Genomic DNA, 21266 nt, shown 5'->3' with positions numbered 1-21266 from the left:
GAGAGACACTATGTACGATCAATTACAATCTATTGAAGATCGCTATGAGGAATTGGGCGAATTATTAAGCGACCCAGCAGTCATTAGCGATACAAAACGTTTCATGGAATTATCGAAGGAAGAAGCTAATACACGTGAGACGGTTGAGGTTTATCGCCGATATAAACAAGTTGTTGAAGGGATTAGCGATGCCGAAGAACTTTTAAGTGAAAACTTAGATGCGGAAATGGCCGAAATGGCGAAAGAAGAACTTTCTGATTTGAAAAAAGAAAAAGAAGTGTTAGAAGACCGCATTAAAATTTTATTATTACCAAAAGACCCAAATGATGATAAAAATATCATCATGGAAATCCGTGGTGCAGCCGGTGGCGATGAAGCCGCACTTTTTGCTGGCGACTTATTTAATATGTACCAAAAATATGCAGAAGCACAAGGGTGGAAAGCGGAAGTTTTAGAAGCAAATGTCACTGGAATCGGTGGATATAAAGAAGTAATTATGATGATTTCAGGAGATAACGTCTTTTCAAAATTAAAATACGAAAGTGGTGCTCACCGCGTGCAACGAGTTCCTTCAACAGAATCACAAGGACGGATTCATACATCGACAGCAACCGTTGTAGTCATGCCGGAAGCCGAAGAAGTCGAAATCGAATTAGCTGATAAAGATATCCGTGTTGATATTTATCATGCAAGTGGCGCTGGTGGACAGCACGTCAATAAAACCGCTTCGGCTGTTCGATTAACCCATTTACCAACAGGAATCGTGGTCGCAATGCAAGATGAACGTTCACAGCTAAAAAACCGTGAAAAAGCAATGAAAGTTTTGCGTGCGCGTGTGTATGACCAAATTCAACAAGAAGCACAAAGTGAATATGATGCTAACCGTAAATCGGCGGTGGGGACTGGAGATCGTTCAGAACGAATCAGAACGTATAACTTCCCACAAAATCGAGTAACGGATCATCGTATTGGTTTAACCATCCAAAAACTAGACCAGATTCTTGCTGGTAAATTAGACGAAATCATTGATGCATTAGTTTTATATGATCAAACATCGAAATTAGAAGAGATGCAAAATGGCTAAACGTTACTTTGAAGTCCTTAACTGGGCTTCTTCTTTTTTAGAGGCGCAAGGCAAAGAAGGTTATGCTATTCGCTATGTTTTTTTAGAACGTAAAGGTTGGGATAAAACGCAGTGGCTCCTGCACATGCAAGAAGAAATGCCCAAAGAAGAAGAGGAACAATTAAAAACGGATTTAGCCCAATTATTGACAGATTACCCAGCACAATACTTACTAGGACAAGCTGAATTTTATGGACATTCCTTTATTGTTAATGAACATACTTTGATTCCTAGACCAGAAACAGAAGAATTAGTCGAGCGTTGCTTAAAAGCCAATCCAGATACTCCTTTGACGGTCGTGGATGTCGGAACAGGGACCGGGGCCATTGCGATTAGCTTGAAACTGGCACGGCCCAACTGGCGAGTTATTGCCATTGATCTTTCAGAGGAAGCGTTGACTGTCGCTAAACAAAACGCGCAAGCATTAGGTGCTGGCATCGAATTTTATCAGGGGAATGGCTTACAGCCAGTTGCTTCTGAAAAAATTGATCTGCTTATTTCTAATCCGCCCTATATTAGTGAACAAGAATGGCCTTTAATGGATGCAAGTGTCCGAACGTATGAACCTAAAACCGCTTTATTCGCTGAAAATAACGGTTTGGCCTTATACCAACAATTAATTCATGAAAGTCAAACGATGCTTAAAGCAGATGGTAAAATTTATTTTGAAATAGGGTTTCAACAAGGCGCGGCCCTCCAAGCATTATTGAGCGCCGCCTATCCACAAAAAACAATTCAAATTGAAAAAGATTTATCTGGCAACGATCGTCTCGCGATAGCCGAATAACCAAGGCTCTTCGTCGCCACTTTTCTAGAAGGAGCGATTTGCAATGGAAACAAAAAAATTAACCAAACAAGAAATAGCCCAAGCAGCAGCAGCCATTCAAGCAGGCGAGCTAGTGGCTTTTCCAACAGAAACTGTTTATGGCTTAGGTGCCGATGCCTTAAATGAAGCGGCAGTAAAAAAAGTTTACCAAGTAAAAGGCCGTCCCAGTGATAATCCATTGATTGTTCATGTGAACAACGTTGAAATGGTCAAAAAATATGTAGCGACCTTACCAGAAGTCGCTACAAAATTGGTGTCTGCCTTTTGGCCGGGACCATTAACTTTAATATTTAATGTGCCTAGCGATACATTTTCTAAAACAGTAACAGGTGGTTTAGAGACAGTCGCTTTTCGTATGCCAGATAACCAAGCGACCTTAGCCTTGATTGAACAAGCCAATGTTCCATTGGTCGGACCAAGTGCGAACACTTCTGGCAAGCCTAGTCCAACATCTGCAGAGCATGTTTATCATGATTTGCAGGGGAAAATTGCTGCTATATTAGATGATGGCCCAACACAGATTGGGGTGGAATCAACGGTCTTAGATTTAACGTCGGAAGATGGTGTGCCAGTTATTTTACGACCAGGAGCAATTACCAAAGAGCAGTTGGAAAGCATTATTCCCCAAGTGAAAATCGATACACATTTGATTAGTGAAACTACAGCACCCAAAGCGCCAGGGATGAAATACAAACACTATTCTCCTGATGCGGAAGTTTGGATTATAAGCGGTCAAACAGCAGACTGGCAAGCGGCGATTCGACAAGCAAAAGAACAAAAGCAAAAAATCGGCTTATTTTTAAGTGATGAGCAGGCAGCACAACTAGATACAGAAAATGTATTTGTTTATTCTTATGGCACAGAAACGGTTGAAAACGCCACAAAAGAACTATTTGCAGGGTTAAGAGCGTTAGATGAGCAAGGAGCTACCACAATTTTTGCACAAGGATTTGCAGAAACTGGTTTAGGCACTGCTTACATGAATCGCTTGAAAAAATCAGCTAATCAAAAATTTTTTGAAAAATAAGAGGTATTTGTAACGAAGCTGACACAGAAGTATGATACAATCAGACAAAAGAAAACAAAATGGAGTGTTGTTTGAATGGATTACAAAACGTATGACCCAGATTTATGGAATGCAATTGCAAGAGAAGAAGAGCGCCAAGAAAATAACTTGGAACTAATCGCATCTGAGAATGTTGTGTCAAAAGCGGTTATGGCTGCCCAAGGAAGTATTTTAACGAATAAATACGCAGAAGGTTACCCTGGCAAACGGTACTATGGTGGTTGTGAATTTATCGACATCGTAGAAAATTTAGCTATTGATCGTGCCAAAGAATTATTTGGCGCAAAATTCGCGAATGTACAAGCCCATTCAGGTTCTCAAGCCAACACAGCGGCATACCTTTCATTGGTTGAACCAGGTGATACCATTTTGGGGATGGATTTATCAGCTGGTGGTCACTTAACACATGGTTCGCCCGTTAACTTTAGTGGAAAAACCTATAATTTTGTCAGTTATGGAGTGGATCCTTCAACAGAAGTAATCGATTACGATGTCGTGCGAATTTTAGCAAGAGAACATCGTCCAAAACTAATTGTTGCTGGCGCAAGTGCGTATTCACGGACGATTGACTTCAAACGTTTCCGTGAAATCGCTGATGAAGTAGATGCCAAGTTAATGGTTGATATGGCGCATATTGCAGGCTTGGTAGCTTCAGGGTTACACCCAAATCCAGTTCCGTATGCTGATATTGTAACAAGTACGACACATAAAACATTGCGTGGTCCTCGTGGCGGTTTAATTTTGACAAATAGCGAAGAATTGGCGAAAAAAGTAAATAGTAGTATTTTCCCAGGCATTCAAGGTGGACCATTGGAACATGTGATTGCTGGAAAAGCCGCAGCTTTTAAAGAAGCATTGGATCCAAGTTTTGCTGAATATAGTCAGCAAGTGATTGCAAATGCGCAAGCGATGACAAAAGTTTTCAATCAAGCGCCAGAAGCTCGTTTAATTAGTGGGGCAACAGACAACCACTTATTACTGATCGAAGTGACAGGTTTTGGGTTAAACGGAAAAGAAGCAGAAGCTATTTTAGATAGTGTAAATATCACTGTTAATAAAAATTCAATTCCGTTTGAACAATTAAGTCCATTTAAAACAAGTGGTATCCGTATTGGAACGCCTGCGATCACTTCACGTGGTTTTAAAGAAGAAGATGCGGTAGAAGTTGCCAAATTAATCGTTCAAGTTTTAAAAGATCCAGAAAATACAGCAGTTCATGATGAAGTCAAAGCAGCTGTAGCAGCGCTAACAAAAAAATATCCATTATATAACTAACATCAGAGATAGCTGAAGCGCGATTCTCTGAACAAATAAGAGTCGGAGCTTAGGATTTAAGGAATTCAACTTGTGTCCTAGGCTCTTTTGTTTTACAATAAGAAAGAATAAAATAATGAAGGAGAATAGATATGGGAAAATTTCAAGTAATTGATCATCCGCTAATTCAACACAAACTAACAATGATTCGCGAAAAGAACTGTGGGACAAAGGTTTTCCGCGAAGTTGTCAACGAAATTGCTATGTTAATGGCTTATGAAGTATCACGGGATATGCCTTTAGAGGATGTTGTCATCGAAACACCGATGGGTAAATCAACACAAAAAACACTTTCAGGAAAAAAAGTAGCAATCATTCCTATTTTACGTGCCGGCATTGGCATGGTTGATGGGATTTTAGAATTAATTCCAGCAGCGAAAGTTGGACACGTTGGACTTTACCGTGATGAAGAAACATTGCAACCACATGAATACTTTGTGAAATTACCTGAAGATATTGCAAGTCGTCAATTATTTGTTGTTGACCCAATGCTAGCAACAGGTGGTTCCGCAATTATGGCCATCGATTCATTAAAAGAACGTGGTGCTAGCAACATTAAATTTGTATGTCTAGTGGCCGTTCCAGAAGGTGTGAAAGCTTTACAAGAAGCGCACCCAGATGTAGATATTTATACAGCAGCTTTAGATGAGCGCTTAAACGAAGACGGCTATATCGTTCCTGGTTTAGGGGATGCTGGTGACCGTTTATTCGGAACAAAATAATAACAAAAGACCGTTAGATAACCGATTATGGTTACTAACGGTTTTCTTTTGCTTAAAGAACTTTTCTAGGTGTATAATAAAAAATAAAAAAACAAAGGAGTAGCTATGAAAAAGAATAAAAAAGTCTTACACGCTATCGCTGTGATTGCTAGTGTGATGTCAGTTTTAATGTATGTTTCGTATATTCCGCAAATTTATGGAAATTTACATGGGGAAAAGGGTAATCCGACGCAACCATTAGTTGCAATGATTAATTGTATTTTTTGGACGATTCATGGGTTATATGGAGATGATGGAGAAACACGAGATAAGTCTATTATTTTTGCTAATGTGCCCGGAATTATTTTTGGTTTTTTTGCTTTTATTACAGCAGTATAGTTTTAGACGAATTGGAAAGTATTCCAATTCTGTACATAAAAAAGAGCGGGGGAAATTTCCCACGCTTGAAGAATTAAATCTTTTTCAATTGTTTGTAATTAATAACAATCACACCATTGCTGTGCACCATTAAGTGATTGTTTTTTTGCGTTTCGTCAATTTCGACGACAGCGGCATTTTTTAATTGTTTCGTAACAACGCCTGTTTGTGGCTGTCCGTGAACAAGAAAAGTAACATGGGTGTCAACGGCGAAATCCTTACCAGCATCCGATGGAACAACAGGAGTAACCATACCATTAAAATTTGACATACAAAAAACCATCCTTTCTTGATATCTCTATTATACCACATTTTCAGAAAAAAGTTTGTAAAGTCGCTATTTAGCTTATTTTAAGGAGATTTTGCATAAATAAATAACAAACAGACTTTACAAATAAAGTAGAAAGTCCTATAATAGACTTGTTTCAGGCCAGCTTAGCTCAGTTGGTAGAGCAACGCACTCGTAACGCGTAGGTCACAGGTTCGATCCCTGCAGCTGGCATCAAAAAAAACAGACAGGCACTACCATCTGGTAGTGCCTGTCTGTTTTTTTTAGATAAAATTTTGGATTAGTGCAAATGAAGCAATACCTACAATTACAATAATCAATAAGTTTTTAGTAAGTATTGCGGCTAAAATGGTAGGGAATGAAGCAAATAAATAAGGAAGATTGAGGCTTGGTAAATGCCCCATTCTTTGTTCAAATAAGCTACTAAACCATAAGGCGGACATAATCACAATGGGAACAAAACTTAGATATTCTAATAATTTCTGTGGCAGGCTGACTTTTTTTAAAAGTAAAAATGGCAGTATTCTTGAAAGCCAAGTTGCAGCGGTACAGCCTAAAATTGTTAAAAAGAGATACTCAGAAGAAGGCATGTTTGATCATCACTCCTATTCCACAACCGATTAACGTGACAACTAAGACAATTAAATTACTGGGAATAAAAATTAGACCAATAGACATCAAACCAAAAGTAATCAGGACCATGATGAGTTGTAAAGCGATTTTCATGGAACGATCACTAATTATCTGCAGATAAAGTAAACCAATGAACATAGCCACAACCGCAAACTCAAGACCTAGTGCTTGAGGATTTGCAATAAAGCGCCCTAGATAGGTACCGATGATCGTCGAAAAAACCCAAGTCGCATAGGAAATTAAATTGGCAGCATTAAACCACTCAAAACTTAAACGTCCTTTGGTGTGATTTAATTTATTCATTCCTAGTGCAAAACTTTCATCCGTCAGTAAGGTTCCCAACCAGAGATTTTTACCGAGAGATTCGGCTTTAAAGTAAGGTGCAATGGTCATTCCCATAAGAATCATACGCGCATTTACTAAGAAAGTCGCTAACACAATAGATAAGATAGGGCTGCCGCCAGTCAACATACTAACTGTTACAAACTGAGCAGATCCTGCAAAAATAAAAAACGACATCGCACTAACAATAAGAGGGGAAAAACCTGCTGCTTGTCCGACGATACCAAAAGCAATGCCAATACCAATATAGCCAAAAACCGTTGGCAAGGCTTCACGAATGCCAGTGCGTGCATCTAATTGGTGGTTCATTCTCTTTTTTTCCTTCTTTCTGTATAAAATTTAAACACGTGTGTATGAAAATCTAGACCTTCGATAATGAGACACAACGAGCGAATGAGCGTTTTCATTATTAACCACTCCTTTTGAACAACTAAGATATATATTGTATAATACAATAAAGAATACTTTTGTTCAATATATTAAACTTTTGGATGATAAAAAGAAACAGAAGGAGTAACTATTTTGGAGATTAATACAATTATTGGCAATAATTTAAAAAAAATTAGACAAGAAAAAAAACTTACGTTAGATGAACTAGCTGGGTTAACAGGGGTGAGTAAAGGGATGCTTTCGCAGATTGAAAAAGGAACCACCAACCCTACCATAAATACAATTTGGAAAATAAGTAATGGACTCAATGTTCCATATACGTATTTATTAGAATATGACTATGTTAAAGAAAATCCCGTGGTTAAAAAAACTGAGACGGTAACACAACATTCTGAAGATCACTCCTATCGAGTCTTTAATTACTACTCAGACAACCAAGAAAGAAACTTTGAACTCTTTCAGTTTGAATTAGATTCAGGGAAAAAGTATCAAGCTGTTGGGCATTCAAAACGTTCGACAGAGTATGTCATGGTTATTCAAGGAACATTAGCTATTGAAGTGGGCGGTCAGAGATACCTTCTTCCAAAAGACGCCGCTATGTATTTTGATGCTAATCAAGTACACACGTATATAAATGATGGAACAGAGAAAGTCCAAGCAGTCGTCATTAACTATTATACGTAACAGTGGAAAATAAACATTAGGAAATTGCTTCATCTGTTATTTTATGGACAAAAAAAGTAAACAATGCTACCCTAAAAATAATAGAAAATGAAAGATAAAAGAAGAGGTCAAAATGAATAAAAAAATTGAAAGTCTTGGTAATACAGCATTAAGTTTACTAAGTAATACGATTATTGTTGTGCCTTATTTACTTTACATTCAATTGAGTGATGGACACAACCTTCTAACAATTTTACCATTTGTCTTATTTTATACATTGCGTATGACAGGCATCTTTCTGGTTCGAGGAATTAATTTGTCTTTAACTAGTCTAGGTCTACTAAAGATTTCTCTCTTGTTAGGCTTGGCAGGCTCCTTAATTGGGATCGTCGGCGCTTTTTCTTTCCCTCTTTATAGCATTTCAGGAATGTTGTTAGGACTTAGTGGGGCGTTGTTGCCACCAAGTAGTCAATCAATTCGCTTTTTCTTGAAAGAAGAAGGTCAAAAAATCAGTCACAGCAACCTTTTTACGACAGTCTTATTGACCGCTGTTTTATTTGGCGCTTTATTTTTTAAAGCGGCTGAGATTGGACTGGCGTTATTGGTGTACGCTCTCTATTTTCTGGTTGCTTTAATAGCAATCAAGAGCTATCCTGTTTCATTAAACGAGCTGGAAGAAGAATCAGCAGAAGTTTCACGTAAAGAATTAATTCTGTTTGTTATCTTTTTTGTGTTATTACTCTTATTAAGAAGTGGCCGCTTATTAACGAATGCGGTGGAATTTGATTATGCGATTGTTGGCGCCTGCTGTTTCTTTGTGGTGGCTGTCCTTTTCGTTAGTCATTATGGCAAACGCGGCGCGTATAAAGTGTCGTTAGAAATGAATCTTGCGACCTTGATTAACGGGATTGTCGGGAACTATTTATTTTTATTTGGTTCCATTTATGTTGCAGGAGTTTATGGCAGAGCTCAGATGGTCATCTATCTCTATTTACCTTATGTTTTAGGGATGATTTTTGCAATGATTGTAGCTAGTAAAACGAAACAATGGTCAAACAATGTACCAATGCTAGGGCTGGCGGGAAGTTTGGGAATATTACTTCTTACTTCGTGGACTATTTTAGGCCTGTTTCTCTTGAGTTTTTTCAAAAGCACATTGAACAGCTTTTTAGCTAGGCGATATTATCAAGAGACAGATTTGCCAAAAGATAGCCGCATCCTTATCAAATATACAACACAAACAAAAGGAAGTTTATTCCATCAATTTATTTTGATGGCGCTTATGTTAGTCACTGTAGTAGGCAAAGGTGGCACGACACAATTTTTATTAGAATTAACTGGCGGCAAAGGCATTTCGACGCAAACAAGTCAATTTTTAACTTTCATTAAAAATAGTAATTCGCTCTTAGTGTTATTGTTTATTGCAGTTTATTTCGTGGTCGTTTTTCGTCAAAAGAAACGATAATTTACAAATATTCATAAAAAAATACTTGGAAAAACAGTGATTGTGGCTGATTTTCCAAGTATTTTTTTATGAAAAGATGTTTTTTTTTTTCGAAGATTCAAAAAAAATTAAGCAATTGTTTCATTTTTAACAAGCTATTATTAGGTTATATGAATTTTATTGAAAGGGGATTAGTATGAAGAAAAAAACTTTTTCTTTTGTGATGTTAAGTATACTTCTCGCACAAAATTTCGGTTTTGCCGTAAATGCCTATGCTGTAACAACGACAGAAGCACAAACAGAGACCACTGATACAGCAGAAAAAGAGACAGAATTACCGAACACAACACCAGCTTTACCTTTAGCACCAACGACTACTTCAGAAATGAATCAACCAACTGCAACAACTGAATCGCAAACCACAGAGGCGAACACAACAGCTGCCAGTGATGCTGTTAAACCAGCTGAACAACAAACAACGGAGGACACCTCACTTAATGAAAAAGCCCTACCAGATGTTCAAGCGTCAATTACAGATGAACTACTTGACAGTATGAGTCTTGCGCCGATTGGTGGAACAGAATACAGCCAAACAGAGGTTCACCGCGAATTAAATACAACACCGGTAACCGCTACGTTCCAATTTGCTGTTGGCAACACGGGCTATGCACCTGGATCAGTTTATACAGTTCAATTACCAGAACATTTAGGTTATTCAACTGTCAGCGGAGAAGTGACAGGCATTGGCGCAACTTGGGCAGTCAATGCGGCAACCAAAACATTAAGTATTACGTTTAATCAGCGAGTTTCGGATACCTCCTTTAAAGTAGAACTAAAAAGTTATCTAACAACAGAGGCGGAACCATTAATCAAAATTGAAACTCCAGGAAAAAATAAAAAAACCTACTCGTTTGATTTATATGAACAAGTAGAACCAATTCAATATAACGAACGAACCAGAACGACAGGGTTAGATGGCGAAATTTTTTATAATTTAGACCGGACGTTAACTGGCAATCAAACATTAGAATTATTAACAACAGAGACGCCAGGCGCTGTCTTTGGAAAACAAGATAACTTGGAACCTCAAGTTTTCAGTTACGATGTCGACATTAATGGTCAAATTTTACCAGAAACACAAACCCTGTTAACACCTGGCAAAGATTATACATTAAGCGATAATTCACTCGGGCGGATTGCTGTAACTGTTCCAAACATGGATCAACAAAAAGCTTATTCCTTATCGATTAATCGGACAATTTATTTAGAGAGTGTTTCGGACTATAACTACTTATATTCGCAGCAGTATCCAACAACAAAAATTGGTTCAATTTCTTTGAAAAGTACGACAGGATCTAAACAAACAACCGATTTTACTGCTAAGACGAGTCAAACAAGTAAAGTAATTGCTGATCGTGAAATGCGTAGTATGTCCTATATCAGTTTTCAAAGCAAAGGGAAATATTATGTAACAATTTATGGCACGTTAACAGAAACAAAAGTGGGTCAACAAATCGTATTAGAGAGTACAAACGGTCAAGAAATTAAGAATCCTAAATTTACGGCGTATGGTCCTTTATATGAAAATGTAAAATTGGAAGACTATTTTGATATTAAAACTGAAGGTGGCAAGCTCATCTTAACGGCCACAAAAGATAGCTATTTAAGAATAAATATTTCTGATTTAACAATGGATTTTGACAAGAAGGACATTAATCTATCATTAAGTACACCTGTAATTGGTCCCAATAAAGCCATTCAATTAGTATCCGATCAATATATTGAACCAATTAGTGTTGTTAATCCTTTGAATGCTGAAACTGCTTGGGGTAATTATGATCAAAATGGTGCCTATTCATCGAGAACAACTGTCTCAGTTATGGGAAGCAAAGAGACACCGATTCAAAATTTAGAAATTAAAGTAAAGCATCCTAATTATCTTTCATTACGAGCTACAAAAGAAATTTATTTTTATTACAAGTTAGGAACGGATTATACAGTAACGCCAACGTCAGATGGTTCAGTTATTAAGTTCACTACGCCAATAACCAATGAAATCCAAATTCCAATTGGTTTTAATTATGTGCCAGATAGTTTGCCAAAAGATAAAAGTATCCCAGTCGATACGATACCGATAACAATGAGTGCTGAAGGTTTAACTCCAGTTGATACGACAGTAACTACTAATAGTAAGCGTGGTTCTGAACGAACACTTCAAAGTAGTAAAAATCAATTCCTTGTCAATGCACGAAATGATTCTTTTGACTCACTAAGCGTCCGTACAAAAATTCCAGCTGGCGCCGATGTTCTTTTTGACATTTATGATGTTTCAAACGATCAGGTAGATTCAATTTATCCACAATACTGGGATCGTGGCTATTATTTTGATAAACCAATGTCACCAGACAGTCCTGGATACCCAACGATTACTTTTGACGAAAATACCAATAGTTACACGTTTGATTTTGGAAAAACCAACAAACGTTACATTATTGAGTATAAAAATGCCAATGGCTGGATCGACGTGCCGACTCTTTATATAACAGGGACAGCTAAAGAACCACAATCGAATAATAATGAAGGGTCTGCTTCGGTTTCTGTTCAAAATGAAGCGTTAGACATTTTGAGTGCAACACAAGCGGCGAATCCAACATTAAAAAATGTAACAAAAATAACAGTAACAACAAAAAATATTGATAATAAAACACATCGTGTGAAAAATCCAACGATTGAATTAACACCAAAAGGCACAACCAACGCTCAAATCGATTTGAATTCTATTACCGTGAAAGGCGTGCCAGAAGATGCTTATTCATTAGAAAAGACTACAAACGGTGCGAAAGTTATTTTTAAAGACTATACATTGACAGAAAACATTACGATTGAATACAATACTATTTCTACAAACGCTGGCCAAATCTATACAGAAACAACAATCGACTCTGAAACATTGGACCAGATGTCTGCTAACAAGAAAAAAGTCACTACTACGCCAATCACATTGAAATTCTCAGAAGGCGATGCGGAAGGTATTGTTTATTTAGCAACTGCCACATTCTATACGCATAACATAGAGGATGAAAACCAAGCAATTGCCAAGGTTTCTTTTGAACTAATTGATAATGTCACGCATACAGCAACCGAATTTACAACAAACGAAAAAGGTCAATATTCCTTTGATGCCATCATGACAGGTGATTATACTTTGCGAGTAACGAATGTACCACAGGAATATTCCGTGGATGAAGAGTATTTGACAGGCAAAGCCATTAAGCTGGTCAAAGGAGACAATCAACTAAAAATTCCATTAACTAAAACAATTGATCACAGTCGTTTACAAGTCAAAGATTCAACGATTTATGTGGGCGATAAATGGGAACCAGAAGACAATTTCGTCTCAGCGACAGATAAAACAGGCCAAGATGTCCCATTCGCAAAAATCACTGTTTCAGGTCAAGTTGATAACACCAAAGCAGGCGTTTACCCAATCGTATACAGTTACGAAGGTAAAGAAGAAACAGTTCATGTGACCGTCAAACCCGACCAATCTAAGTTAGAAGTCAAAGATACAACGATTTATGTTGGTGATAAATGGGAACCTGAAGACAATTTCGTCTCAGCGACAGACAAAACAGGCCAAGAAATTTCTTTTGAAAAAATTGACGTTCAAGGAACAGTGAATGTCAATAAAACAGGCGATTATGAAATTGTCTATAAAACTGGCACAAAAGAAGCGAAAGCAATCGTTCATGTCCGTGATGACAGTCAGTTAGAGGTCAAAGATTCAACGATTTATGTCGGCGATGAATGGAAACCTGAAGACAATTTCGTCTCAGCGACAGACAAAACAGGTCAAGATATCCCATTCGCAAAAATCACTGTTTCAGGTCAAGTTGATAACACCAAAGCAGGCGTTTATCCAATCATTTACAGTTACGAAGGTAAAGAAGCAACAGCCCATGTGACCGTCAAGCCCGACCAATCTAAGTTAGAGGTCAAAGATACAACGATTTATGTTGGTGATTCTTGGAAACCAGAAGATAATTTCGTTTCAGCAACAGATCGTGACGGTCATGCTATATCCTTTGATAAGGTTCAAGTAAAAGGGGAAGTTGATACAAAGAAAACAGGAGAGTACCAGATTTCCTATACCACTGAGCCAGTTAATGAAACAAAACCAGTGGTGCAGTCACAACTTTTCTCAATGTTTTCAAAAGAAACACCCCGTCAATTGACGACAGTAGCAACTGTTCATGTGATTGATCGTAAGCCTACACCGCTACCAGATAAAAATGAGAACAATCAGACTAGTTCATCAACGAATCAAACCACGATAAAAAGTAGTCAATACGTCACACACATTGTGAAACCAGACAAGCAGGGACGTTATCCAAAAACGGGAGAACAAATTAATGGTCTATATCGTGTGCTAGGACTTGTTGTGTTACTTATCGTGATTATTAGTGGTATAGTCATCAAGAAGAAACGAAGATAATTAAATGAGCGTGGGGCGAAAGTTTAAAGTAACTTTTGTTCCACGCTTAAAAGATGATAAGTGCCTGAATGAGGGTAGCTGTTTCCTTGGAAAATAGGAAGTTTTACAAGTTACTTATTTTAAGAACCTATTAGCAGGATTTTCTGTTCAGATAGTTGTTTTTATGAAATGGTTTGGAGGAATAATAAACAAGATGAACCAGCGAACTATTTATTATGGTAGTATTGGCACAGCCTTATTTCTTTCTTCAGGAATGTTGATTGCTTCAGTGAATAGCTATGCAAGCGAAGCGACAACACCAGGAAAATACACCGTGACTTATGAAGTGGATGGCAAAATTGAAACAGCAACCATTACGGTCAAAGAAAATCAAACGGAACTTAAATTAAAAGACACGTTGTTAGAAGTTAATCAAGAATGGTCACCATTAGACAATGTCGTTTTTCTAAAAGATAAAGAGGGACGACCGTTAAATTTAGAAAATGTAATTATAGAGAATAATGTAAATACTCAAAAAATAGGCCTTTATTTTGTAACCTTTCGTTACGGATCATACCTTTCCATTGCAAAGGTATATGTCACCCCCGCTAATTTTAATGTAGAGGGGACTACGCTTGCAGAGATTCCTTATAGTCAAGCAATGATTGGCCCAGAAAGACCAATTATTGCCTCGAGACAGGACAAGGAGCAACACACCAAACAGGAGAAAAAGAAAAATAAAATTGAACAGGAACGAGCAAATAAAAAAGTGCTGTTAAATGATGAGTTGTTGAAAAAAATAGATACGATAGCCCCAGTGGAAGTTACTGGAGGAGCGGCAAGTGGGCCCTCTCAATTTGGCACCACTTTAAGCTTCCTGTCAGGCTCACTTTTGTATGGAACAAGGAGAGTTTAAATGGAATTCTTGTTATTAGATGATCGGGAAAATTTAAAATTAGCGATTATTAGAAAGTTAGAGCAACAATATTCATTTTCTGAACGAAAAGATCGTTTATGTAAGCAATTAGCTATTTCTCCTTATTTGCTGGAACGGAACATAACAGAAATCAATGCAGATTTACAACGCTTTGGTCTGATTAATGAGATGGAAATCAGTGAAAAAAATAATGAAATTTTATTATCTCAAAGCCTTCGTATTTCTTCAAGTATTATTGAAGAATATTATTTAAAAGACTCGTTAGAATTTAATTTATTAAAAACGATTTTCTTTCATCAGTTTACCTCAATCAAAAAATATGGTGAAAAGCACGGAATGAGTCGAACGGTTGTATACAAAATTGTTGACCATATTCGGAAAGAATTAGGTCAATACGGTATTAAGTTATCCAAAAATTTACAACTTAGCGGCAATGAAATGGCAATTAGACAATATTTTACTATGCTCTATTACCGAATTTACAAAGATTCTGAAGAATTATATAATCAAACAGATCTTCGCGCAGTGAACCAATTATTGGCTCAATTGAAAGGCTCTTATGAAAATATCACTAATTTTCATTTATTTAAACATTATGTATTGGTGGCGTTAGAACGAACGCAGAGAAAAGCTAATTATTTTTTATCACAAGAAGAAAATCCATTCGTTTTTGACGAAGGGAGTTCGATTTATCATGAAATTCAGTGTTGGATTAACGAAGTGATGAAGGCGACTCATGCAGAGAAAAATGCAGAAATTCAAGGGATTATCGGTAATTTATCGGTCTATCAAAGCGAACTTATTTCGGAACATTTGCTGAGTTCTCACAATGAGGCAATTACGGCTACGAAAACATTATTTTTTTCTTATATGCCGTTTATAATTTCGGAAGAAGAATTTTATCAAGAAATTGTTCCGATTATTTATCAACATCGTTTTATTACGCCGTTTATCGATATCACCTTACGAATTATGGACTTAGAATTTTTTCAGGAACGCTACCCAATTGTTTTTGATAGCTGTCGTCAGTTTTTATTTGCGTTGGATTGTTCGGCGTTTGAGTTTAGTAAGCTTTCTTTATTTTTTGATTTGCTATTAGTGTTATCCCGTCTTTATGACCAAAGGAATGAAAAAAGTACGATCAATCTTTATGTGAATTTTACGCAAGGAGAAAAATATACTCAGTTTATCAAAGAACAAATCAAAATATTCGATTCTTTCAGTATTCACTTTCATTCAGCGATTCGACCAGATACTGATTTAGTAGTTTCGGATTATTTACCAAAAACGTTATTTTCAGTAAAATGTTTAATTTGGCTAGCGCCCCCGCGAGCCAGTGACTGGCAAAATTTTGGCAACGAAATTGTCCGAATTAATAAAGAGCTACAACAAACAAAACAAAGAAAAAGCGAATAAAAACAGTTGCAACGTAGTTTAGTTGCGACTGTTTTTTGTTACTGAATGTCTATAGTAAACTTCCTCATTATCACTGATGTAAAAATTTTAAATAAAAGCAAAATAGGATGGAAGAAAAAGAAAAAAATGCTAGAGAAACACCAATTCTCTAAAGTTTTTCTCAAATATAGTAGAATTCCTTTCTTTTCTTCTGTGAGAAAGATATAATAAAAAACGTATGAACAAAGGAAAAGGGATGACGAATGAATAGAAAAGAGAAAACAAATTTAGATAGTCGAATTGATTACGGTGTGATATTACCAGTTTTTCTTTTATCACTAATTGGTATGCTATCGCTGTATGTAGCGCTTTACAATGATCCAAGCAAACCTAAAATTGGTAGCTTGTTAATGAAACAAGGACTGTGGTATTTAGTCGGAGGATTAAGTATTGTCATTATTATGCATTTCAGCTCAAAATTACTCTGGCGGTTAACGCCCGTTTTTTATGCACTTGGATTAGTATTAATGGGATTACTACTGAAATTTTATGATCCCGTGTTAGCAGAGCAAACAGGTTCTAAAAACTGGATTCGTTTTGGTGGCACCACATTCCAACCATCGGAATTAATGAAGATTGCGTTTATTTTGATGTTGGCCTATATAGTGACCATGCATAATGTCAAATATGTGGACCGAACACTCAAAAGTGACTTTTGGCTAATCGCTAAAATGCTATTAGTGGCAATTCCGGTAATTGTTTTAGTACTTTTACAAAAAGACTTCGGGACGATGTTAGTTTTCTTAGCCATTTTTGGGGGAGTTTTCTTAATGTCTGGCATTACTTGGAAAATTATTGTGCCCGCCTTTATTATAGCTGCTCTAGTCGGGGCAGGAACCATCTACCTAGTGACAACAGAAACAGGAAGAGACTTATTGTCTAAAATAGGTATTAAAGCTTATCAATTTGATCGCATTGATTTATGGCTAAATCCTTTCCATACAGATCCAGATCGTTCATTCCAACCAGCGCTAGCATTAACAGCAATTGGTTCTGGGGGTCTTTTCGGAAAAGGCTTTAACGTGAGTGATGTGTATGTCCCTGTTCGTGAGTCAGATATGATTTTTACAGTTGTTGGTGAAAACTTTGGCTTTATCGGTGGCTGTTTCATTATTTTGTTGTATTTTATTTTAATCTACCGCATGATTCGCGTTTGTTTTGATACAAATAATGAATTCTATGCCTACATTGCCACAGGAATTATCATGATGATTTTATTCCATGTTTTTGAAAACATTGGAGCGAATATTGGTTTACTACCATTAACTGGGATTCCATTACCGTTTATTAGTCAAGGTGGTTCTTCCATTTTAGGTAACATGATTGGGGTGGGCTTAATTATGTCCATGCGTTACCAACAAGAAACGGTTCGTACCAGAAGCGGTCGTTAAAGAAAGAAGAAAGAAGGGGTAGAAATGTACACACTTTATGAATATCCTAAATGTTCAACTTGTAAAAAAGCGAAAGCGTGGTTAGATCAACAAGGCGTTAAATACCAAGCAATTGATATTAAAGCAACACCGCCTAGTAGTGACCAATTAGCAAAATGGATGAAAGAAACCGGCTTGCCTGTTCGTCGTTTTTTTAACACAAGTGGGGTTTTATATAGAGAACAAGGCTTAAAAGATTTTGTTGACAGTTTTTCTATTAAAGAAGCAAGTCAGCGTTTAGCTGAGGATGGCATGTTGATTAAGCGACCAATTCTCTTAAAAGACAATACATTTCTAACGAATGGTTTTAAAGAAGCAGATTACGAAGGAGTGCTTGGAAAATGAGTGAAATGAAACAAATCGATCAATTATGGATTTTACCAACAGAAGCAGGCTATAAAATTGGTTTAACTGCCGAAGCCCAAGAGGATTTAGGGAAGATTACTTTTGCAACATTTCCAAAAGTCGGACAAACATTAGCTAAAGGCGATTCTTTAATTGAATTAGAAGCAGAAAAAGCAGTCAGTGAATTCAGTAGTCCATTATCTGGTAAGGTAGTTGCGATTAATGAAGCGGCTGATCAAGAGCCAAGTGCGTTAGATGAAGAAAATGCCTGGATTGCTGTTTTAGCAGATGTTGAACCAACAGAATTTGAAAATCTTTAGTCTTACGTTGACAAGGCCAATGTTTATTGCTATAATTTTCTCAATCTAATCAAAAAGAAAGCTTTGAAAAGAAGAGTACATGTTAAGGACGTTTGAAGAGAGCCCTGTTTGCTGAGAATGGGTAACAGATTTAAGATGGAAGATGGTCTTTGAGCAGAGTAAGTGAGCGAAGAAGTGAACTTACTACGGGGCGCCCGTTACAGCCAACGGTATGCGAAGAATCAAGTACCGTATGAGGTTATTATTGAGAAATAATAGCGAACTAAGGTGGTATCACGAAATGACAAACTTTCGTCCTTTTTGCTGTAATAGCAAAAGGACGGAAGTTTTTTTGTTTTTATTAAGCAAATTCGTTTCATAAAAAGTGAGAAACCTTCAAAATAAGAAAGTAGAACAGAAAGAAGAGGAGAACAAAATGGCATTAATTGAATTACGTCATGTAAAAAAAGAGTTTTCCGGTAAAGCGGGTAAAGTCACGGCTTTAAAAGATATTGATTTAACGGTTGAATCAGGTGATATTTATGGCATTATTGGCTATTCAGGTGCAGGAAAAAGTACGTTGGTTCGCCTATTGAATGGACTTGAAACACCTACAGAAGGTGAAGTAGAAATTCAAGGACAAGATATTGCATTGTTGCCAAATAAAGAACTACGAAACTTCCGTAAAAAAATTGGGATGATTTTTCAACATTTTAATTTATTATGGTCACGGACGGTCCTAGAAAATATCATGCTACCGTTGGAAATTGCTGGCGTTCCAAAACAAAATCGGAAAAGCCGCGCAGAAGAGTTAATCAAGTTGGTTGGTTTAGAAGGACGGGAAAATGCCTACCCAAGTCAACTCTCTGGTGGACAGAAGCAACGAGTGGGGATTGCCCGTGCCTTAGCTAACAATCCTGATATTTTGCTTTGTGATGAAGCAACGAGTGCTTTGGATCCGCAGACAACCGACGAAGTGCTAGAATTACTACTAAAAATCAACCAAGAATTAAATTTAACGGTTGTATTAATTACCCATGAAATGCACGTGATTCGTAAAATTTGTAATCGCGTAGCCGTGATGGAATATGGTGAAATTGTTGAAGAAGGTAAAGTAATCGATATTTTCAAAAAGCCCCAAACAGAAATTGCGAAACGCTTTATCCAACAAGAAGCGGATAAAAACATTGAAGAAACGGAACTGGTTGTCGAAGAAATGTTGGAACAATATCCAAACGGAAAAATTGTTCGCCTACTTTTCCACGGCGAACAAGCGAAATTACCAATTATCTCGCATATTGTCCAAGAATATCAAGTAGAAGTTAGTATTATTCAAGGGAACATTCAGCAAACAAAACAGGGCGCAGTGGGTTCTCTTTATATTCAATTATTAGGCGAAGAGCAAAATATTCTAGCAGCCATTGAAGGATTACGAAAACTTCGTGTAGAAACAGAGGTGATTGGAAATGAATAATCGTGGCTTAGCAAGTTTCTTTGATTTTTCGCAAATTGATATAAGTAAACTACAAGAAAAAACGATTGAAACACTCTATATGACAGGGATTTCAATCATAGTGGTCGCCATTTTAGGGTTGATTTTAGGACTACTACTTTTTGAAACGTCAGGCAGAAAAGGTATTTTGAGCCGATTACTGTATTGGCTAGTAGCCATTTTTGTAAATATTTTCCGTTCGATTCCGTTTATTATCTTAATCGTTCTGTTAATTCCTTTTACAAAAATTATTTTAGGGAGTATGTCTGGTGTCAAAGGCTCATTACCAGCATTGATTATTTCCGCAGCACCTTTTTATGCTCGCATGGTCGAAATTGCTTTTCGTGAAGTCGATAAAGGCGTGATTGAAGCAGCCAAAGCAATGGGGGCCAATCGTTTCCAAATTATTTGGAAAGTTCTATTACCAGAAAGTCTGCCAGCACTTGTTTCTGGCTTAACCGTTACAACCATTTCCTTAGTGGGCTACACTGCAATGGCAGCTGCTATTGGAGCGGGCGGTTTAGGAAGTTTGGCGTATCAAGATGGCTTCCAACGTGGTCAAAATACAGTTACTTTAGTAGCAACGATTTGTATCTTAATTATTGTCTTTGCGATTCAATGGCTTGGGGATACAGTCGCTAAAAAAATAGATAAACGATAAATGGAGGGAATAAGATGAAAAAACGTACATTATGGTCAGTAATTACTGTAGCAGTAGCTGTCTTACTTTTAGGGGCGTGCGGCAATAAAAAGAGTGATGACTCAGTCTTGAAAGTTGGGGCTTCACCAGTTCCACATGCAGAGATTTTAGAACATGTAAAACCTTTATTAGAAAAAGAAGGCGTAAAACTAGAAGTGACGACTTACACAGATTACGTGCTACCTAACAAGGCGTTGGAAAGTGGCGATATCGATGCCAACTATTTCCAACATGTGCCGTTCTTTAATGAAGCGGTGAAAGAAAATGATTATGACTTTGCGAATGCAGGTGCGATTCATTTAGAACCAGTTGGGCTTTACTCGAAAAAATACAAATCGTTACAAGAAATTCCTGATGGTTCAACGATTTACGTTAGCTCTTCCGTTTCAGATTGGCCACGTGTTTTAACTATCTTAGAAGATGCTGGTTTAATCACGCTGAAAGAAGGGGTAGACCGGACAACTGCCACTTTTGATGACATTGATAAAAACACTAAAAAGTTGAAATTCAATCATGAAAGTGATCCAGCAATCATGACCACTCTTTATGACAATGAAGAAGGGGCTGCGGTTTTAATTAACTCAAACTTTGCCGTGGATCAAGGATTAAATCCGAAAAAAGATGCGATTGCTTTAGAAAAAGAAAGTTCACCTTATGCCAACATTATTGCGGTTCGTAAAGAAGACGAAAACAATGAAAATGTAAAAAAATTAGTCAAAGTGTTACGTAGCAAAGAAGTCCAAGATTGGATTACGAAAAAATGGAACGGTGCCATTGTTCCAGTCAATGAATAAAGAGAAAAAGACAAAACGATAAAAACTTGAGGTCGGGACAGGAGTGTTAAGCTTCAAGAAATAAGAAGAAAGTTCTGAAAGAGGCTTTTTGTCTCTCACGAACGTCCAGCT

Annotated in this window: 20 protein-coding genes, 1 tRNA gene and 1 other annotated feature; of the genes, 18 read left to right on the top strand and 3 right to left on the bottom strand. The window is 37.1% G+C overall.

Annotated elements, in window-relative coordinates:
- Positions 1-10: 10 nt before the first annotated feature.
- The 6 genes from prfA to IGI87_RS10025 all read left to right on the top strand — a co-directional run bounded on the left by prfA (position 11) and on the right by IGI87_RS10025 (position 5429).
- The gene (gene prfA / locus IGI87_RS10050) at positions 11-1084 is read left to right on the top strand and encodes a peptide chain release factor 1 (RefSeq protein ID WP_002356619.1); all 1074 of its coding nucleotides are present in this window, start codon (positions 11-13) and stop codon (positions 1082-1084) included.
- Entirely contained in the window at positions 1077-1910 is an 834-nt protein-coding gene (gene prmC / locus IGI87_RS10045) for a peptide chain release factor N(5)-glutamine methyltransferase (RefSeq protein WP_104855347.1), read from the top strand. Before prfA ends, prmC begins: the two co-directional genes overlap by 8 nt.
- Positions 1911-1953: 43 nt before the next feature.
- Positions 1954-2976 (top strand): L-threonylcarbamoyladenylate synthase, encoded by a 1023-nt coding sequence (locus tag IGI87_RS10040; protein WP_438736896.1) that lies wholly within the window; start codon positions 1954-1956, stop codon positions 2974-2976.
- A 75-nt stretch (positions 2977-3051) separates the two neighbouring features.
- The gene (glyA, locus tag IGI87_RS10035; RefSeq protein ID WP_002356623.1) at positions 3052-4290 is read left to right on the top strand and encodes a serine hydroxymethyltransferase; all 1239 of its coding nucleotides are present in this window, start codon (positions 3052-3054) and stop codon (positions 4288-4290) included.
- A gap of 131 nt (positions 4291-4421) precedes the next feature.
- A complete protein-coding gene (upp, locus tag IGI87_RS10030) occupies positions 4422-5051 on the top strand; it encodes a uracil phosphoribosyltransferase (RefSeq protein ID WP_002356624.1) in 630 nt (209 codons plus the stop codon).
- A gap of 105 nt (positions 5052-5156) precedes the next feature.
- On the top strand, positions 5157-5429 hold the full coding sequence (locus IGI87_RS10025) for a SemiSWEET family transporter (protein WP_113794459.1): 273 nt from the start codon (positions 5157-5159) through the stop codon (positions 5427-5429).
- A 73-nt stretch (positions 5430-5502) separates the two neighbouring features.
- Here IGI87_RS10025 and IGI87_RS10020 read toward each other — a convergent pair whose 3' ends face one another.
- The gene (locus tag IGI87_RS10020) at positions 5503-5739 is read right to left on the bottom strand and encodes a hypothetical protein (RefSeq protein ID WP_002381528.1); all 237 of its coding nucleotides are present in this window, start codon (positions 5737-5739) and stop codon (positions 5503-5505) included.
- Positions 5740-5897: 158 nt separating this feature from the next.
- On the opposite strand from IGI87_RS10020, the gene IGI87_RS10015 reads away from it, so the two are divergent.
- Positions 5898-5970 (top strand) — tRNA-Thr (locus IGI87_RS10015).
- 50 nt (positions 5971-6020) lie between these two features.
- Here the strand turns inward: IGI87_RS10015 and IGI87_RS10010 are convergent.
- A complete protein-coding gene (locus tag IGI87_RS10010) occupies positions 6021-6347 on the bottom strand; it encodes an AzlD domain-containing protein (protein WP_113794457.1) in 327 nt (108 codons plus the stop codon).
- Positions 6334-7041: an AzlC family ABC transporter permease gene (locus IGI87_RS10005; RefSeq protein WP_438736893.1), complete on the bottom strand. Its 708-nt coding sequence runs from the start codon at positions 7039-7041 to the stop codon at positions 6334-6336. Before IGI87_RS10005 ends, IGI87_RS10010 begins: the two co-directional genes overlap by 14 nt.
- A gap of 213 nt (positions 7042-7254) precedes the next feature.
- Between IGI87_RS10005 and IGI87_RS10000 the strand changes: the two genes are divergently transcribed.
- The 11 genes from IGI87_RS10000 (at position 7255) to IGI87_RS09950 (ending at position 21155) form a co-directional block, all read left to right on the top strand.
- Complete coding sequence (locus IGI87_RS10000) at positions 7255-7806, top strand: helix-turn-helix domain-containing protein (protein WP_438736890.1); 552 nt, start codon at positions 7255-7257, stop codon at positions 7804-7806.
- Between the two features lie 112 nt (positions 7807-7918).
- Positions 7919-9250, top strand: coding sequence for a hypothetical protein (locus IGI87_RS09995; protein WP_438736888.1), 1332 nt, complete (start codon positions 7919-7921; stop codon positions 9248-9250).
- Between the two features lie 175 nt (positions 9251-9425).
- Entirely contained in the window at positions 9426-13724 is a 4299-nt protein-coding gene (locus IGI87_RS09990) for a bacterial Ig-like domain-containing protein (protein WP_438736886.1), read from the top strand.
- Positions 13725-13917: 193 nt separating this feature from the next.
- Entirely contained in the window at positions 13918-14619 is a 702-nt protein-coding gene (locus IGI87_RS09985) for a bacterial Ig-like domain-containing protein (RefSeq protein WP_438736884.1), read from the top strand.
- Entirely contained in the window at positions 14620-16056 is a 1437-nt protein-coding gene (locus IGI87_RS09980) for a helix-turn-helix domain-containing protein (RefSeq protein WP_438736882.1), read from the top strand.
- Positions 16057-16298: 242 nt separating this feature from the next.
- A complete protein-coding gene (locus tag IGI87_RS09975; RefSeq protein WP_002367107.1) occupies positions 16299-17486 on the top strand; it encodes an FtsW/RodA/SpoVE family cell cycle protein in 1188 nt (395 codons plus the stop codon).
- Between the two features lie 24 nt (positions 17487-17510).
- Positions 17511-17870 carry an arsenate reductase family protein gene (locus IGI87_RS09970; RefSeq protein ID WP_438736880.1) on the top strand — a complete coding sequence of 120 codons (360 nt, stop codon included), beginning with the start codon at positions 17511-17513 and terminating at the stop codon, positions 17868-17870.
- Positions 17871-17875: 5 nt separating this feature from the next.
- Positions 17876-18190, top strand: a complete 315-nt coding sequence (locus IGI87_RS09965; RefSeq protein ID WP_011109554.1) for a glycine cleavage system protein H — start codon at positions 17876-17878, stop codon at positions 18188-18190.
- 54 nt (positions 18191-18244) lie between these two features.
- Positions 18245-18492: a binding site (T-box leader), on the top strand.
- Between the two features lie 113 nt (positions 18493-18605).
- On the top strand, positions 18606-19643 hold the full coding sequence (locus IGI87_RS09960; protein WP_002364465.1) for a methionine ABC transporter ATP-binding protein: 1038 nt from the start codon (positions 18606-18608) through the stop codon (positions 19641-19643).
- The gene (locus tag IGI87_RS09955; RefSeq protein WP_002356640.1) at positions 19636-20322 is read left to right on the top strand and encodes a methionine ABC transporter permease; all 687 of its coding nucleotides are present in this window, start codon (positions 19636-19638) and stop codon (positions 20320-20322) included. The genes IGI87_RS09960 and IGI87_RS09955 overlap by 8 nt, the downstream gene beginning before the upstream one ends.
- A 14-nt stretch (positions 20323-20336) precedes the next feature.
- Positions 20337-21155, top strand: a complete 819-nt coding sequence (locus tag IGI87_RS09950) for a MetQ/NlpA family ABC transporter substrate-binding protein (protein WP_104855094.1) — start codon at positions 20337-20339, stop codon at positions 21153-21155.
- Positions 21156-21266: the final 111 nt, after the last annotated feature.

The organism is Enterococcus sp. DIV1444a, assembly GCF_051712125.1.
GTDB classification, from domain to species: Bacteria; Bacillota; Bacilli; order Lactobacillales; family Enterococcaceae; genus Enterococcus; species Enterococcus faecalis.
Note: the sequence above shows the minus strand (reverse complement) of the source record. Positions and strands in the feature narration are given on the sequence as shown.

Coding starts and splice junctions, on each gene's coding strand:
- IGI87_RS09990 (WP_438736886.1), top strand. CDS start 9,426: ATGAAGAAAAAAACTTTTTCTTTTGTGATGTTAAGTATACTTCTCGCA.
- IGI87_RS09950 (WP_104855094.1), top strand. CDS start 20,337: ATGAAAAAACGTACATTATGGTCAGTAATTACTGTAGCAGTAGCTGTC.
- upp (WP_002356624.1), top strand. CDS start 4,422: ATGGGAAAATTTCAAGTAATTGATCATCCGCTAATTCAACACAAACTA.
- IGI87_RS10005 (WP_438736893.1), bottom strand. CDS start 7,041: ATGAACCACCAATTAGATGCACGCACTGGCATTCGTGAAGCCTTGCCA.
- IGI87_RS09970 (WP_438736880.1), top strand. CDS start 17,511: ATGTACACACTTTATGAATATCCTAAATGTTCAACTTGTAAAAAAGCG.
- glyA (WP_002356623.1), top strand. CDS start 3,052: ATGGATTACAAAACGTATGACCCAGATTTATGGAATGCAATTGCAAGA.
- IGI87_RS09955 (WP_002356640.1), top strand. CDS start 19,636: ATGAATAATCGTGGCTTAGCAAGTTTCTTTGATTTTTCGCAAATTGAT.
- IGI87_RS10020 (WP_002381528.1), bottom strand. CDS start 5,739: ATGTCAAATTTTAATGGTATGGTTACTCCTGTTGTTCCATCGGATGCT.
- prmC (WP_104855347.1), top strand. CDS start 1,077: ATGGCTAAACGTTACTTTGAAGTCCTTAACTGGGCTTCTTCTTTTTTA.
- IGI87_RS10040 (WP_438736896.1), top strand. CDS start 1,954: ATGGAAACAAAAAAATTAACCAAACAAGAAATAGCCCAAGCAGCAGCA.
- IGI87_RS09995 (WP_438736888.1), top strand. CDS start 7,919: ATGAATAAAAAAATTGAAAGTCTTGGTAATACAGCATTAAGTTTACTA.
- IGI87_RS09960 (WP_002364465.1), top strand. CDS start 18,606: ATGGCATTAATTGAATTACGTCATGTAAAAAAAGAGTTTTCCGGTAAA.
- IGI87_RS09975 (WP_002367107.1), top strand. CDS start 16,299: ATGAATAGAAAAGAGAAAACAAATTTAGATAGTCGAATTGATTACGGT.
- prfA (WP_002356619.1), top strand. CDS start 11: ATGTACGATCAATTACAATCTATTGAAGATCGCTATGAGGAATTGGGC.
- IGI87_RS09985 (WP_438736884.1), top strand. CDS start 13,918: ATGAACCAGCGAACTATTTATTATGGTAGTATTGGCACAGCCTTATTT.
- IGI87_RS09965 (WP_011109554.1), top strand. CDS start 17,876: ATGAAACAAATCGATCAATTATGGATTTTACCAACAGAAGCAGGCTAT.
- IGI87_RS10025 (WP_113794459.1), top strand. CDS start 5,157: ATGAAAAAGAATAAAAAAGTCTTACACGCTATCGCTGTGATTGCTAGT.
- IGI87_RS10010 (WP_113794457.1), bottom strand. CDS start 6,347: ATGCCTTCTTCTGAGTATCTCTTTTTAACAATTTTAGGCTGTACCGCT.
- IGI87_RS09980 (WP_438736882.1), top strand. CDS start 14,620: ATGGAATTCTTGTTATTAGATGATCGGGAAAATTTAAAATTAGCGATT.